This window comes from Burkholderia sp. MS389 (assembly GCF_016899425.1).
Lineage (GTDB): Bacteria > Pseudomonadota > Gammaproteobacteria > Burkholderiales > Burkholderiaceae > Burkholderia > Burkholderia sola.
On record NZ_CP045994.1, the window covers coordinates 3,248,185 to 3,262,841 of the forward strand.

The 14,657-nt window shown below is 68.6% G+C and carries 12 protein-coding genes; 3 read left to right on the forward strand and 9 right to left on the reverse strand.

Annotation, left to right across the window (positions count from 1 at the left end):
• Positions 1–161: 161 nt before the first annotated feature.
• Positions 162–1,685, reverse strand: coding sequence for an ammonium transporter (locus GJG85_RS15135; protein ID WP_050014755.1), 1,524 nt, complete (start codon positions 1,683–1,685; stop codon positions 162–164).
• Positions 1,686–1,722: 37 nt separating this feature from the next.
• Complete coding sequence (locus tag GJG85_RS15140; protein ID WP_006398175.1) at positions 1,723–2,061, reverse strand: P-II family nitrogen regulator; 339 nt, start codon at positions 2,059–2,061, stop codon at positions 1,723–1,725.
• A 356-nt stretch (positions 2,062–2,417) separates the two neighbouring features.
• Here GJG85_RS15140 and GJG85_RS15145 point away from each other — a divergent pair, with 356 nt between their 5' ends.
• Both GJG85_RS15145 and GJG85_RS15150 read left to right on the forward strand, forming a co-directional pair.
• Complete coding sequence (locus GJG85_RS15145) at positions 2,418–2,669, forward strand: accessory factor UbiK family protein (RefSeq protein WP_050014749.1); 252 nt, start codon at positions 2,418–2,420, stop codon at positions 2,667–2,669.
• 272 nt (positions 2,670–2,941) lie between these two features.
• Positions 2,942–4,546, forward strand: coding sequence for a YifB family Mg chelatase-like AAA ATPase (locus GJG85_RS15150; RefSeq protein WP_089488846.1), 1,605 nt, complete (start codon positions 2,942–2,944; stop codon positions 4,544–4,546).
• Positions 4,547–4,879: 333 nt separating this feature from the next.
• On the opposite strand, the gene GJG85_RS15155 is transcribed toward GJG85_RS15150, so the two are convergent.
• The gene (locus GJG85_RS15155) at positions 4,880–5,452 is read right to left on the reverse strand and encodes a hypothetical protein (RefSeq protein WP_050014746.1); all 573 of its coding nucleotides are present in this window, start codon (positions 5,450–5,452) and stop codon (positions 4,880–4,882) included.
• Positions 5,453–5,609: 157 nt separating this feature from the next.
• Between GJG85_RS15155 and GJG85_RS15160 the strand changes: the two genes are divergently transcribed.
• The gene (locus tag GJG85_RS15160) at positions 5,610–6,146 is read left to right on the forward strand and encodes a TlpA disulfide reductase family protein (protein WP_050014745.1); all 537 of its coding nucleotides are present in this window, start codon (positions 5,610–5,612) and stop codon (positions 6,144–6,146) included.
• A 79-nt stretch (positions 6,147–6,225) separates the two neighbouring features.
• Here GJG85_RS15160 and GJG85_RS15165 read toward each other — a convergent pair whose 3' ends face one another.
• The 6 genes from GJG85_RS15165 to GJG85_RS15190 form a co-directional block, all read right to left on the reverse strand.
• Positions 6,226–7,578 (reverse strand): sigma-54 dependent transcriptional regulator, encoded by a 1,353-nt coding sequence (locus GJG85_RS15165; protein WP_050014744.1) that lies wholly within the window; start codon positions 7,576–7,578, stop codon positions 6,226–6,228.
• A gap of 97 nt (positions 7,579–7,675) precedes the next feature.
• Complete coding sequence (locus tag GJG85_RS15170) at positions 7,676–9,685, reverse strand: ATP-binding protein (protein WP_050014743.1); 2,010 nt, start codon at positions 9,683–9,685, stop codon at positions 7,676–7,678.
• A 4-nt stretch (positions 9,686–9,689) separates the two neighbouring features.
• Positions 9,690–10,982, reverse strand: coding sequence for a dicarboxylate/amino acid:cation symporter (locus tag GJG85_RS15175; RefSeq protein ID WP_050014741.1), 1,293 nt, complete (start codon positions 10,980–10,982; stop codon positions 9,690–9,692).
• 353 nt (positions 10,983–11,335) lie between these two features.
• A complete protein-coding gene (locus tag GJG85_RS15180; RefSeq protein ID WP_050014739.1) occupies positions 11,336–13,030 on the reverse strand; it encodes a cation acetate symporter in 1,695 nt (564 codons plus the stop codon).
• 11 nt (positions 13,031–13,041) lie between these two features.
• Positions 13,042–13,347, reverse strand: coding sequence for a DUF485 domain-containing protein (locus GJG85_RS15185; RefSeq protein ID WP_014895931.1), 306 nt, complete (start codon positions 13,345–13,347; stop codon positions 13,042–13,044).
• 95 nt (positions 13,348–13,442) lie between these two features.
• A complete protein-coding gene (locus GJG85_RS15190; RefSeq protein ID WP_204383429.1) occupies positions 13,443–14,648 on the reverse strand; it encodes a CaiB/BaiF CoA-transferase family protein in 1,206 nt (401 codons plus the stop codon).
• Between the last annotated feature and the right edge of the window lie 9 nt (positions 14,649–14,657).

The window sequence follows — 14,657 nt, forward strand, 5'->3', positions numbered from 1 at the left end:
ACGAGGAAGTTTTCGGCTATTGACCCGATAGCGTGAAGGGTTATCCGCTACGGCAGTGGGTGACAGGAGAAAAAAAACCCGCCGGGTGGGCGGGTCGAAGTCGCTGCGCTCATTCGGGGCGGGCGCCGTCTGCGCGGCGGCCCGCCATGGATTCGTGTGACTTATTCCACGTGCTCGCCGTGCAGGATCACGTCGAGACCTTCGCGCTCTTCCTCTTCCGTCACGCGCAGGCCGATCGTCAGGTCGATCAGCTTCAGCAGCACGAAGCTCAGCACGCCGCTGTAGACCAGCGTGATCAGCACGCCCTTCGCCTGCAGCAGCAGGCTGCCGTCGAAGCCGCCGATGTCCTTGACCGCGAATACGCCGGTCAGCAGTGCGCCGAGAATCCCGCCGATGCCGTGCACGCCGAACGCGTCGAGCGAATCGTCGTAGCCGAGCTTCGACTTGAGCCACGTCGCCGACCAGAAGCAGATCACGCCCGCCGCGATGCCGATCACGAGCGCACCCGGTACGCCGACGAAGCCGGCTGCCGGCGTGATCGCCACGAGACCCGCGACCGCGCCCGACACGATGCCGAGCACCGACGGCTTGCCCTTGGCGATCCACTCGGCGAACATCCAGCCGAGCGCCGCGCACGCGGTGGCGACTTGCGTCGTCAGCATCGCGAAGCCGGCACGGCCGTCGGCCGCGACCGCGGAACCCGCGTTGAAGCCGAACCAGCCGACCCACAGCATCGAGCCGCCGATCATCGTCAGCACCAGGTTGTGCGGCGCCATCGATTCGCGGCCGTAGCCAACGCGCTTGCCGAGCACGAGGCACGACACGAGGCCCGCGATACCGGCGTTGATGTGCACCACCGTGCCGCCCGCGAAGTCGAGCACGCCGTCGGCCGACAGCCAGCCGGTCGGCTCCCACACCATGTGCGCGATCGGCACATAGACGATCAGCGACCAGAGCGTCATGAACACGAGCATCGCCGAGAACTTCATCCGGTCGGCGAACGCGCCGCAGATCAGCGCCGGCGTGATGATCGCGAACGTCATCTGGTAGACGAAGTAGACCGATTCCGGAATCGTCGACGCGAGGTGGCTGACGGTCAGCGTGGTCGCCTTGTCGCCCTTGATGTAGTTCATGCCGTGCAGGAACACGCGCGACAGGCCGCCAATGAAGCCGTTGCCCGGCGTGAACGCGAGGCTGTAGCCGACCACCGTCCACAGCACCGTGATCACCGCGGTGATCGCGAAGCTCTGCATCACGGTTGCCAGCACGTTCTTCTTGCGGACCATGCCCGCGTAGAACAGCGCGAGGCCAGGGATCGTCATGAACAGCACGAGCGCGGTGGACGTCAGCATCCACGCGGTGTCGCCCGCGCTGATCTTCGACGAATCGACCGAGAACGGGGCGGTGGGCGCAGCCGGGGCGGCCGGCGCGGACGCGGCGGCGGCAGCCGATGCGTCGGTCGCGCCCGAAGCCGGTGCGGCAGCGGCGGTGGCGGATGCGTCGGCGGCCGGCGCAGAAGCGGCCGGGGCTGCGGCAGCCGATGCGTCGGAAGCCGTGGCGGCGGGTGCCGAAGCAGCCGCGGTGGAACCAGCCGCGGCGGACGCCGCGTCGTCCGCGAGCGCGGAACCGACGCCGGCCGCGATCAGCGAGCCGGCCATCAGCAGGGACATCAGAAGTTTGCGCATCTTGGGTTTCCTCTTGTCGCTTGTCTTGTCTGTTCTGTTACAGCGCGTCCGCGCCTGTCTCCCCGGTGCGAATCCGGATCACTTGTTCGATCGGCGTGACGAAGATCTTGCCGTCGCCGATCTTGCCCGTGCGCGCGGCCCGCTCGATCGCTTCCACCGCCTGGTCGACGAGATCGTCGGACACGGCCGCCTCGATCTTCATCTTCGGCAGGAAATCGACCACGTATTCGGCGCCGCGGTACAGCTCGGTATGCCCCTTCTGGCGCCCGAACCCTTTCACCTCCGTCACCGTGATGCCGGAGACGCCAAGCGCCGACAGCGCCTCGCGCGTCTCATCGAGCTTGAACGGCTTGATGATTGCGGTAATGAGTTTCATGAAGTCCTCTCGCTGGGTTGTCCCGTCGAATAGAGTTGGAATGTTGTAACGGACTCTTCTCAGCAACTCGCATGCCATGTTGGCCCGAACACCGTCTCGAAGGGCTCCGGAACGGGGTCATATCCCGCGGTGTAAGGCGCCGAAGCCCGGCCGAATGGCCAACATCGGCCGGTTTGCTGGCGCGGCGAAAGGATCGTTGCTAGAGTGCACGCACGTCCCGGATCGCCGGGCCATTCACCCATGCGGGCGCCATGCCCGGAATTCGCGCCCCGCGCGCACCATTTCCGGTCATGCGTGCATCATGGGCACGTACGCAACTGAAGATGCACATTTTTTGTGCAAGGAAGGGGAATCACATGAAGCAACCCAGCGACGTTTTCAACGATCTGCAGTCGCGCGTCAGCGATTTGCTGAAAAACTCGCCGGCCAAGGACGTCGAGCGCAACGTGAAGGCCATGCTGTCGCAAGGCTTCTCGAAGCTCGACCTCGTCACGCGCGAGGAATTCGACACCCAAGCACAGGTGCTCGCCCGCACCCGCGTGCGGCTCGAGGAACTCGAAAAGCGCGTCGCGGAACTCGAGCAGAGGCTCGCCGCCCCGCAGGCCTGACGCCCCACCCGGCCGCAAGGTCCGGGCGCGGGCCGCGTCGTGCGGCCTGCGCCCGCCACCCGAAGCCGTTCCGCCCCGCTTCGTCGTCCGTCGTTCTTCGCTGCACCCTCCGCTCTTCGTAGTCCATCGCTCTTCGCAGTCCATCGCTGTTCGTCGTTCGCAACACCTCGTTCTTTCCCCGCGCCACGCCGGCAAGCGCGCACCGATTTCTCCGATTCCCGCGGCATGCGGCCCCGAACGGCCGTCGCCGCCTGTCATGCAGGAGCCTCGCCATGTCGCTCGCCGTGGTGCGCAGTCGCGCGCCCGCTTCCGGCCGCGCGCCGGACGTCACCGTCGAAGTCCATCTCGCCAACGGGTTGCCGTCGTTCTCGATCGTCGGGCTGCCCGATCTCGAAGTCCGCGAAAGCCGCGAGCGCGTACGCGCCGCGCTGCAGAACTGCGGATTCGAATTCCCGGTGCGCCGTATCACCGTCAATCTCGCGCCGGCCGACCTGCCGAAGGAATCCGGCCGCTTCGACCTGCCGATCGCGCTCGGCATCCTCGCCGCGAACGGCCAGATCCCGGCCGACGCGCTGGCCGGCCGCGAATTCGCGGGCGAGCTGTCGCTGACCGGCGCGCTGCGGCCGATGCGCGGCGCGTTCGCGATGGCGTGCGGCGCCGCGCGGGACTGGCGGGCGGACGCATGCGGCGCGGGCGTCGTCGGCGGCGCGGGCCTGAATGCCGGCGCACCGCGCGAGTCCGTCGCGGCATCGCGTCCGCCCGAGCTGTACCTGCCGCTCGACAGCGCCGCCGAGGCCGCGCTCGTGCCGGGCGTGACCGTATTCGGTGCGCGCGACCTGCCCGCGCTGTGCGCGCACCTCGCCGATGCGCCGGACGGACGGCTCACGCCGGTCGCGGCGCCCTGTCTCGACGGCTTGCCGGCGCCCGCCGCGCCCGACCTCGTGGACGTCGTCGGCCAGCGCGGCGCGCGGCGTGCGCTGGAAGTCGCGGCCGCGGGCGGGCATCACATGCTGATGGTCGGCCCACCCGGGGCCGGCAAGTCGATGCTGGCCGCGCGCCTCGCCGGGCTGCTGCCGCCGCTGACCGATGACGAGGCGCTGACCTCGGCCGCGCTGCTGTCCGCGAGCCGGCTCGGCTTCTCGCCCGCGCAGTGGCGCCGCCGGCCGTTCCGTTCGCCGCATCACTCGTCGAGCGCCGCCGCGTTGGTGGGCGGCCGCAATCCGCCGCAGCCGGGCGAAATCACGCTCGCGCACCTCGGCGTACTGTTTCTCGACGAACTGCCGGAATTCGACCGGCACGTGCTGGAAATGCTGCGTGAGCCGCTCGAAGCCGGCCGCATCACGATCTCGCGCGCGGCGCAGCAGGCCGACTTCCCTGCCGCGTGCCAGCTGATCGCCGCGATGAACCCGTGCCCGTGCGGCTGGCACGGCGATCCGTCCGGGCGCTGCCGCTGCTCGCCGGACGTGGCCGCGCGCTATCTGCGCAAGCTGTCGGGGCCGCTGCTCGACCGCATCGACATCCAGATCGACCTGCCCGCGCTGTCGCCGGCCGAACTCGCGACCCGCGCGACGGCGCCCGGCGAGCCGAGCGCGGCGGTCGCCGCCCGCGTCGCACAGGCGCGGGCGCTGCAACTCGAGCGGCAGGGCAAGACGAATCACATGCTGAGCGGCCGCGAAACCGACGACCTGTGCCGGCCGACCGACGAGGGCGAGCGGCTGCTGCGCGAGGCCGGCGAGCGCTTCGGCTGGTCGGCGCGCGCGTATTTCCGCGTGCTGAAAGTCGCTCGGACGATCGCCGACCTGGCCGGCGACCCGCTGCCGACGGCCGCGCAGATCGCCGAGGCGATCCGCTACCGGCGCGCGCTGACGGCACTGTGAGCGCGCGAGGAGGACAAAATCAGGCTGTCAAGACTTGACTTATACACAATTCCACTCATCCGGCCCCGGATCGCGGCTCGCCGCGGCCTTTGCCGGACCGAATTCGTATCCTGTTGTTTTAATTGATTTTTCTCAAACGTCGAACGGGCGACCAAACGAGCCGGAAGGCCGTCCGGCGCGGCTTTGCGGGAAATACGCGCGACTTTTCAACAAAGTTATCCACATGCGCTGTGGATAGTCGAAAAACTCTCGCAAAATCCGGCGATTAGCGTCGAAAGCTGCGAATGAACTTTCAGTTGTCACCGCGTGTCTGAGCGCCCTCGCCGGCCACCGTCAATCGAGTTTGAACGAGCCGAAAAACTGGTCGAGCTGCTCCTGCGCGAGCGGCCCGTCGGCGATCACGACGGCCTGGTACGCGTGCCGGCCGCGCACGGCAAGCCGCGCGACGATCGTCTTGCGCGCGCGATCGCCGCCGGCGGCCGCGCCCGCGATGCGCAGTTCGAGCCCGTTCACCGCGCCGCCGGCGGCGAGCGGCACCGGCACCGACGCCGTCTGCGGCGTGCCTTCGAGGTTGCGCGACAGTCCCGCGCGCAGGAAGTCGAGCGCCGCGCGCCGTGTGTCGTCGCGATCGTCCGGCAACGTCAGCGTGCCGACCGCGAATACCGCGCCGTCGACGTGCGCGGCCTGCATCCGCATCGGCATCGACTTGCCGCCGAGCGCGACCGGCTGCTCCTCGACGGTCGGCTTCGCCGGCAGGTCGATCGTGTAGCCGGCGTCGTTGTGCAGCGTGCGCCAGTCGTACGACGGCGAGCACGCGGCCAGCGCGGCGCTCACGCAGGCGAGCGCGGCGAAGTGCCGCAGCGGGCGAAAAAGGGGGCGCAACGAATCGGTGACGTCCTTCGGCATGGCATGGATCGCGGCAGGCAAAACGGCGATTATCCACCGAACCTGAAACGGGGATGCGCGGCCGCCGCCGATGCACACGCCGCATTCGCGCTAAAATAAGCGCCGAATTTCGACGTCCTTTGCATCGATCCGCGTCATCGACCCCGAGAGCACCAAGATGAACACCACGCCTCCCGCCCGCCGCAGCACCGGCCCCGTTCGCTACCTCGTCGCGGCCGCCGTCGTCGCGGCGATCGCCGTCGCCGGCTTCTTCGCGTTCAACGGCAAGTCCAGCGTGCCGGACGCGACCTTCACGCTGCTGTCGGGCCAGAAGGTCTCGACCGGCGGCGACCTGAAAGGCAAGGTCTATCTCGTGAACTTCTGGGCGACGAGCTGCGCGACCTGCATGCAGGAAATGCCGCAGATGGTCGATACCTACAATCGCTTCAAGGGTCAGGGGCTCGAATTCGTCGCGGTCGCGATGAACTACGATCCGCCGATGTACGTCGCGAACTACGCGCAGACGCGTCAGTTGCCGTTCAAGGTCGCGCTCGACGACGGCAGCGTCGCGAAGCAGTTCGGCAACGTGCAGCTCACGCCGACGACCTTCGTCGTCGACAAGGACGGCAAGATCCTGAAGCGCTACGTCGGCGCGCCGCAATTCGCGGAACTCGACGCGCTGCTCAAGAAGGCGCTCGACGGCAACGCGGCCTGAGCGCCGCACGACAGGACTCGCAGGGCCGCACACCGCGCCCTGCTCCGCGAAACGGACCGCACTGCGGTCCGTTTGCTTTTCAGCGCTCGGTTTCGCCTTTCGCCGACAGCCCGTAGCGCTTCATCTTCTCGTACAGCGTCGCCTTGCCGACGTGCAGCCGGTCGGCCGTCGCGGCGACCGCGCCGCCCGTCTGGTTCAGCGCCTCGGCGATCACCGCGCGCTCGAACTGCTCGATGCGCTCCTTCAGCGTCTGGTCGTTGTCGGCGTCGTCGCCCGCGCCCGTTTCCGGCGGCATGTCGGCCACGCCGAGCACGAAGCGGTCGGCCGCGTTGCGCAGCTCGCGCACGTTGCCCGGCCAGTCGCGCTGCATCAGGCTCGCGCGCTGCCGGTCGGTGAGCACCGGCGCGGGCCGCCCGTAGCGCACGGCCGCATCGAGCATGAAGTGCTCGAACAGCGGCACGATGTCCTCGCGGCGCTCGGCGAGCGGCGGCAGCGCGATCGTCACGACGTTGAGCCGGTACAGCAGGTCGCGCCGGAACGTGCCGGCCGCGACGAGCTCGCTCATGTCGCCCTTCGCGGCTGCGACCACGCGGCAGTTCACGCGGATCGGCTGGTTCGAGCCGAGCCGCTCGAGCACGCCGTCCTGCAGCACGCGCAAGAGCTTCACCTGCAGCGCGAGCGGCATGCTTTCGATTTCGTCGAGGAACAGCGTGCCGCCGGACGCGTATTCGAGCTTGCCGACGCGCCGCTTCGCGGCGCCGGTAAACGCACCGGGCTCGTAGCCGAACATCTCCGATTCGAACATCGGCTCGGGCAGCGCGCCGCAATTCACCGCAATGAACGGCTTGTCGTGGCGCGGCGACAGCTCGTGCAGGCTGCGCGCGATCAGCTCCTTGCCGGCGCCCGTGTCGCCGTTGATCAGCACCGACGCGTCGGTCGGCGCGACGTTCGCGATCAGCTTGCGCACCTGCTCGATCGCGGGGCTGCGGCCGATGATGCGCGGCGCGACGACGTTCTGTCCAGCCAGCTCGCGCCGCAGCGCGTGGTTCTCGAGCACGAGCTCGCGGCGTTCGAGCGCACGGCGCACCGTCTCGATCAGGCGCTCGGCCGCGAACGGCTTTTCGATGAAGTCGTACGCGCCGTCGCGCATCGCCTGCACGGCCATCGAGATGTCGCCGTGCCCGGTGACGAGGATCACCGGCACGTCCGGCACGCGCTCGCGGCACTGCGCGAGCACGTCGAGCCCGCTCGCGCCGGGCAGCCGGATGTCGCTGACGATCGCGCCGGCGGTACCCGCGACGATCGCCTTCTCGGCCGCCTCGGCCGATTCGAAGCCGGCGACGTCGAAGCCCGCCAGTTGAAGGCTCTGCACGCTCGCCCGGCGCACGAGCGCATCGTCCTCGATATAGATCACTTGCAGCCGGTTGGCCATCTTGGTCACTTGCTCCTGACAGGCGCAGCGCTCGCGCGCGGCGCTCGTTGATGCCGGTCGTTCGCCGACCGGGTCTGCGGCCTACGGCGGGCTCGCGCTAATGCGAGCCCGCCGGCTCGGACACGGAGTCCGGATGATGCGTGCGGGCGCGACGCAGCGTCAAGACGAACAGCGCGCCGCCCGACGGGGCGTTGCGTGCGGTCAGCGCGCCGCCCGCGTCGCTCGCGATCGACGACGAGATCGCAAGGCCCAGCCCGAGCCCGCGCCCCATTTCCTTGGTCGTGAAGAACGGCTCGAACAGGCGCGGCAGCAGATCGGGCGCGATGCCGGAGCCGTTGTCGCGCACCTCGACCGCGAGCGTCGCGGCCGACACCGCGATCGTCACCTCGATGGCCGGCGCCGCGACGCCGGCGACCGCGTCGAGCGCGTTGCCGAGCAGGTTGATCAGCACCTGTTCGAGGCGCAGGTCCTCGCAGCGCGCGACGAGTTCCGGATAGTCGCGCGCCAGATCGAGCGACGCGTCCTGCGCGGGCGACACGGTCGCGTCCTGCAGCGTCAGCGTGAGCGCGACGCCGCGCAGGCGCTCGTCGAGCAGCGACAGCACGCTGCGCAGCGCGCGCACGACGAGCGCCTGCTCGTTGCGCGGCTTCGCGCGGCCGACGAACAGCTTCAACTGGTTCGTGATCTTGCCCATCCGCTCGGTGAGCGCGGCGATCGCCTCGAGATTCTCGCGCGCGGCGGCCTGTTCGCCGCGATCGAGCAGCACGCGCGTGTTGTCCGAGAAGCTGCGCAGCGCCGCGAGCGGCTGGTTCAGTTCATGCGTGATGCCGGCCGCCATCTGGCCGAGCGCGGCGAGCTTGCTCGCCTGGATCAGTTCGTCGTGCGCGGCGCGCAGCTCCTGCTCCGCGCGGATCCGGTCGCCGACTTCCTTCTGCAACTGCTCGTTCGCTTCAGACAAATCGGCCGTACGCTCCTCGACGCGCCGGTTCAGCTCCGCGTACGCCTGTTGCAGCAGCGCACGGCCGCGGATCATCTCGCGCACGCGGGCGCGGCGCATCCGCCAGTAGAACGCGAGCAGCGCGACCGACACGAAGCCGAAGCCGGTGACGATCGTCGCGTTGCGCGCATCGGCATCGATCGGCGCGATCGGCGCGAGCGTGACGAGCTGCCAGTCGGGCTCGCCGATCCGACGCTTGCTGGCGAGAAAGCGCGGCGCGCGCCGGCCGGCGCCCAGGCGCACGATTTCCGCATCGGCGCCGAGCGTCTGCTCGACGCGCAGCGGCAGCGGCGTGACCGGTTGCTGCGCGTACTGGCGCGTTTCGTAGATCGATGCGGCCACAGGCCCCGTGAGCGGGCGCAGCGTATGGTACTTCCACGCGGGCACCGACGACAGGAACACGACACCGTGATCGTCCACGACGACGAGCGGCTCGGACGCATCGGCGCCCTGGAACCATTCGAGGTTGAGCTTCACGACGACGACGCCCGCGATCTTGCCGTCGTGCCACACGGGCTGCGAGATGTAGTAGCCGGGATCGCGCGAGATCGTGCCGATACCGAAGAAGCGGCCGACCCGGCCGTTCATCGCGTCGAGGAAATACGGGCGGAAACGGTATTCGATCCCGACGAAGCTGTCGGGCGCGCGCCAGTTGCTGGCGGCGACGCACAGGCCGTCCGCGCCGATCACGTAGGTGACGGTCGCGTGCGCGTGTTCGTTGAGGTCTTCGAGATAGCGGTTGACGCGGGCGGTGTAGTCGCCGCGCTTCGGCTCGGCGAGCAGATCCTGCACGTACGGATGGCTGCCGAGCAGATAAGGCAGCGATTCGTAGCGGTCGAGCGTGCTCTTGAGCGCGTTGGTGGTGCGATCGACGCGCACCGCGGCATTGCGCTGCAGCTCGGCGACGCCGCGCTGCCAGGTGATCGCCCACGTGAGCGCGCATGCCGCGACGAGCGCGGCGGCGAGCACGACGAGGATGAGCAGGCGGCGCGTCACGGTCGAGGCTTCCTGGCGATGCGGATCGCCTATTGTGTCATAGGCCTGCGCATCGATACCCCGGCCGCCGCGGGCCGCACGGCCGGCGGGCGGTGCCGCCGCCTGCTCGTTCATCGGGTCAGACGCCGGCCGTCTTCTCGGTCGGCGCGACTTCGCCGCCGCCCTTCAGCGCCTGGCGCAGCTTGTTGCGGTCGAGCTCCTTCTCCCATGCCGACACGACGACGGTCGCCACGCCGTTGCCGACGATGTTGGTCAGCGCACGGCATTCGCTCATGAAGCGGTCGATGCCGAGGATCAGCACCATGCCCGACAGCGGGATCGTCGGCACGACGGCCAGCGTCGCGGCGAGCGTGATGAAGCCCGCCCCCGTCACGCCGCTCGCGCCCTTCGACGTGAGCATCGCGACGGCCAGCAGCGTGAGCTGCTGCATCCACGTCAGCTCGATGTTGGTCGCCTGCGCGATGAACAGCACGGCCATCGTCATGTAGATGTTGGTGCCGTCGAGGTTGAACGAATAACCGGTGGGCACGACGAGGCCGACGACCGAACGCGAGCAGCCGGCCTTCTCGAGCTTTTCCATCAGCTGCGGCAGTGCGGCTTCCGACGAGCTCGTGCCGAGCACGATCAGCAGCTCTTCCTTGATGTACGACACGAAGCGAATGATCGAGAAGCCGGTGGCGCGCGCGATCCCGCCGAGCACGACCAGCACGAACACGACCGACGTCAGGTAGAACGTGCCGATCAGCTTGAGCAGCGGCACCAGCGAGCCGACACCGTACTTGCCGATCGTGAACGCCATCGCGCCGAACGCGCCGATCGGGGCCAGCTTCGTGACGATGTGCACGATGCCGAACAGCACGCGCGTCAGGCCGTCGATGAAGTCGGTCACGACCTTGCCGCGCTCGCCGAGGTGCGCGAGCACGCTGCCGAACAGCAGCGCGATCAGCAGGATCTGCAGGATTTCACCCTGCGCGAACGCGTCGACCATCGTGTTCGGGATGATGTGCATCAGGAAGTCGACCGTCGACTGCCCGTGCGCCTTCGCCGCGTACGACGCGACGGCCTTGCCGTCGAGCGTCGCCGGATCGATGTTGAAGCCGACGCCCGGACGCAGGATGTGCGTGGCCGCGAGGCCGAGCAGCAGCGCGAAGGTCGACACGATCTCGAAGTACAGCAGCGCCTTGCCGCCGACGCGGCCCACCTTCTTCATGTCCTCCATGCCGGCGATGCCGGTGACGACCGTACAGAAGATGATCGGACCGATCACCATCTTGATCAGCTTGATGAAGCCGTCGCCGAGCGGCTTCATGTCGGTGGCGAGCGCCGGGTAGTAGTGGCCGAGGATCACGCCGACGATGATGGCGAAGATCACCTGCACATAGAGCACTTTGTAGAAGGGTTTCTTCTTCACGATGGTTCCTGCTGAAGTAGATGAGCCGATGGAAACGGCGTCACGCGCGCGGACGAATGTCAGGGGAGTCACTCGCCCGCGCGGCTGCCGTGCCGCAACAAGCGATGCCTCAGGACATCCCGAGGGGGAGGAAGGCAGTGGTCATCGGTTGTCTCCTTGCTTGCTGTAGTAGTTCGGCCGGGGGATGGCCGTGCGCTTTATATCGCAAGGTCGATGCCAGGTTTCCGGAACCCCTCAAGCCGTTGTTTTCATTGTATTTCCCATAATGCGGCAGGCAAGGAAATCCGGTATTCCGGATTTCCGGAAAATATCCGTCCGGCGATCCGGACGGATGCATCGTTTCATCGGATGAATCAATGGTGGACGGCGCGGCTCGCGAGCACGCCCGTCTGCGCATAGAACTCCTGCCGAGCGAACGCGTCGCGCTCGCGGCGTGCGCGTTCGCCGCGATCCGCGAGCGAGCCGACCACGATCCCGACGAACGCGAGCGGCACCGACACCAGCGCCGGGTTGTCGAGGAACACCGGCGCATGCGCATGGTGCAGCACGTCGACCCACACCGACTTCGACAGCACCGTGAGCGCGACCGCCGACACGAGGCCGAGGCCGCCGCCGAGCACCGCGCCGCGCGTGGTCATCCCGCGCCAGAAGATCGACATCGCGAGCACCGGGAAATTGGCGCTCGCGGCCACCGCCGCGACGAGCCCGACCATGAACGCGACGTTCACGTGCTCGAACAGGATCGACAGCGCGATCGCAATGGCCGACAGCCCGATCGTCGCCGCGCGAGAGATGCGCATCTCGAGCCGTTCGTCGGGCTTGCCGCGCGCCCACATCTGCGCATACAGGTCGTGCGAGATCGTCGTCGCGCCGGCGAGCGTCAGCCCCGCGACCACCGCGAGGATCGTCGCGAACGTGACGGCCGCGATGAACCCGTAGAACCAGTTGCCGCCCACCGCCTGCGCGAGCTTCACCGCGACCATGTTCGAGCCGCCGAGCAGGTCGTGCGTCAGGTTGAACGTGCCGTTCGCGCCGAGCCGGAAGAATTCCGGATGCTGCGCGAGCAGCACGATCGCGGAGAAGCCGATCACGAAGGTCAGCAGGTAGAAGTAGCCGATGAATCCGGTCGCGTAGAGCACCGACTTGCGCGCCTCCCTCGCGTTCGGCACCGTGAAGAAGCGCATCAGGATGTGCGGGAAGCCGGCCGTGCCGAACATCAGCGCGATGCCGAGCGACAGCGCGTTGGCCGGGTCGCGGATCAGCTTGCCGGGCCCCATGATCGACAGCGCGCCCGGATGCACGGCCACCGCGCGACGGAACATCGCGTCGATGCTGAAGCCGAATTCGCCGAGCGCGAGCAATGCGAGCAGCGTCGCGCCGCACAGCAGCAGCACGGCCTTGATCACCTGCACCCAGGTGGTCGCGGTCATCCCGCCGAAGAACACGTAGACGACCATCAGCACGCCGACGATCAGCTCGGCCGTGCCGTACGACAGCCCGAACAGCAGCTGGATCAGCTTGCCCGCGCCGACCATCTGCACGACCAGGTACAGCACGACGATCGTCAGCGCGTTCGCCGAGGTCAGCAGCCGGATCGGCCGCTGCGCGAAGCGGTACGCGACGACGTCGACGAACGTGAACTTGCCGAGGTTGCGCAGCGGTTCGGCGATCAGGAACATCACGAACGGCCAGCCGACCAGGAAGCCGATCGAGTAGATCAGCCCGTCGAAGCCGAACATGAATACCATGCCGGACAGCCCGAGGAACGACGCGGCCGACATGTAGTCGCCGGCGATCGCGAGCCCGTTCTGCAACCCGGTGATGCCGCCGCCGGCCGTGTAGAAGTCGCGCGTCGAGCGCGTGCGGCGCGCGGCCCAGCGCGTGAGCGCGAGCGTCGCGAACACGAACGCGAAGAACATCCCGATCGCGACGGGGTTCAGCTCGACCTTGTCGGGCATCGGGCCGGCAACGCCGGTCGCATGGGCGGTGGAGGAAACGAGGGAAACGAGGATGGCCAGCGCGCCGGGCGCGCTCGAAATGCATCGCATGTCGGGCTCCGTCACGAACGTTGCAGGATCGCGTCGACGCGGCGGTCGAACGCACGGTTCGCGCGCAGCACGTAGCACGCGGTCAGGCCGATCGCGACCAGGATGATCGCGACGCCCGCGGCGATCCCGACCGTCGTCGTCGCGCCGCGGTACAGCGGCGCGGCGAGCACGTGCGGCGCGAGCGCGACGAGCAGGATGAAGCCGTAGTACGTGGCGATCATCAGCGCCGTCAGCGTGAAGCTGAAGCGGCGCCGGGCCCGCACGAGCTGCTGGTAGTCGCGGCGCGCCGTGACCGATTCGATGACGGAAAGCTCCATGGTGTCTCCATTTCCGGCTCGTCATGGCGAGCGGTGTTGCGTGGCATGGTCGGCGCGCGTCGACTCACCGCCCGCGCCGCGGCGGAACAAGCGATCTACACGACGCGATCCGCCCGCAGCCGCGCGACGTCCTCCGCCGACATCCCGAGCCAGCCGCCGAGCACCGCGTCCGTATCCGCGCCAAGCACCGGCGGCGCACCGCGCACCGGCAGCCGCGCGCCGTCGAAGCGGTACGGCGGCGCGAGCACGTCGACGCCGCCCGCGACCGGATGCGGCTGCCGCGTGACGAGCCCGGCGCGGGTCGCGCGTTCGGACGTCAGCGCTTCGTGCAATCCGAGCACTTCGCCGCACGGAATGCCCGCCTCGGCGAGCGCCGCCAGCAGCGTCGCGCGCGAGCGGCGCGCGAGTTCGCCGCGAATCTCGGGCAGCAGGCAGGCGCGATTCTCCGAGCGGCCAAGGTTGGTCCTGTAGCGTTCGTCCGCGGCGAGATCGGGCCGCCCGATCGCATCGCAGAAACGCGCGAACTGCGTGTTGTTGCCGACCGTGATCGCGAGCGGGCCGTCGGCCGCGTCGAACACGCCGTACGGCACGATCGACGGATGCGCGTTGCCGTAGCGGGGCGGGTCCTCACCCATCAGCAGCGCGTCGAGCCCGTAGTACGCGGTGATCATCAGCCCGCAGTCGAACAGCGCCATCTCGATGCGCCGCCCGCGCCCGGTCGCGTGGCGCTCGTACAACGCGGCGAGGATCGCCTGCGCCGAATACATGCCGGTGAACAGGTCGACCGCCGCGACGCCGAACTTCAGCGGCGGCTGGCCAGCCTCGCCGTTCAGCGCCATCAGCCCGGCCTCGCCCTGCACGACGAGGTCGTAGCCGGGCCGCGCGGCCTCCGGGCCCGAGCGGTCGTAGCCGGAGATCGCGCAATGCACGAGCCGCGGATTCAGTTCGGCCAGCGCGTCGTAGCCGAGCCCGAGCTTCTCCGCGCCGCCGCACTTGAAGTTGTGGAGCACCACGTCGGCCTGCGCGGCCAGCTCGCGCGCGATGCGCTGGCCGGCTTCCGTCTGCAGGTCGACGCAGATCGACCGTTTGCTGCGATTCACGCTGTTGAAATAGGTGGTCTCGGTGTCGCCGATCCGCAGCCCCCAGTCGCGCGTATCGTCGCCGCGTGCCGGATGCTCGACCTTGATCACTTCCGCGCCGAAATCGGCGAGCACCATCGCGCACCACGGGCCCGCGAGCACGCGCGAGAAATCGAGCACCTTCACGCCGGCCAGCGGCAGCGCGCGCGTGTCGTTCGTCATCGTCGTCTC

What these genes read in the sequence shown, in the direction of transcription:
- GJG85_RS15135 (WP_050014755.1), bottom strand. Translation starts at nt 1,685, where the DNA reads ATGCGCAAACTTCTGATGTCCCTGCTGATGGCCGGCTCGCTGATCGCG.
- GJG85_RS15140 (WP_006398175.1), bottom strand. Translation starts at nt 2,061, where the DNA reads ATGAAACTCATTACCGCAATCATCAAGCCGTTCAAGCTCGATGAGACG.
- GJG85_RS15145 (WP_050014749.1), top strand. Translation starts at nt 2,418, where the DNA reads ATGAAGCAACCCAGCGACGTTTTCAACGATCTGCAGTCGCGCGTCAGC.
- GJG85_RS15150 (WP_089488846.1), top strand. Translation starts at nt 2,942, where the DNA reads ATGTCGCTCGCCGTGGTGCGCAGTCGCGCGCCCGCTTCCGGCCGCGCG.
- GJG85_RS15155 (WP_050014746.1), bottom strand. Translation starts at nt 5,452, where the DNA reads ATGCCGAAGGACGTCACCGATTCGTTGCGCCCCCTTTTTCGCCCGCTG.
- GJG85_RS15160 (WP_050014745.1), top strand. Translation starts at nt 5,610, where the DNA reads ATGAACACCACGCCTCCCGCCCGCCGCAGCACCGGCCCCGTTCGCTAC.
- GJG85_RS15165 (WP_050014744.1), bottom strand. Translation starts at nt 7,578, where the DNA reads ATGGCCAACCGGCTGCAAGTGATCTATATCGAGGACGATGCGCTCGTG.
- GJG85_RS15170 (WP_050014743.1), bottom strand. Translation starts at nt 9,685, where the DNA reads ATGAACGAGCAGGCGGCGGCACCGCCCGCCGGCCGTGCGGCCCGCGGC.
- GJG85_RS15180 (WP_050014739.1), bottom strand. Translation starts at nt 13,030, where the DNA reads ATGCGATGCATTTCGAGCGCGCCCGGCGCGCTGGCCATCCTCGTTTCC.
- GJG85_RS15185 (WP_014895931.1), bottom strand. Translation starts at nt 13,347, where the DNA reads ATGGAGCTTTCCGTCATCGAATCGGTCACGGCGCGCCGCGACTACCAG.
- GJG85_RS15190 (WP_204383429.1), bottom strand. Translation starts at nt 14,648, where the DNA reads ATGACGAACGACACGCGCGCGCTGCCGCTGGCCGGCGTGAAGGTGCTC.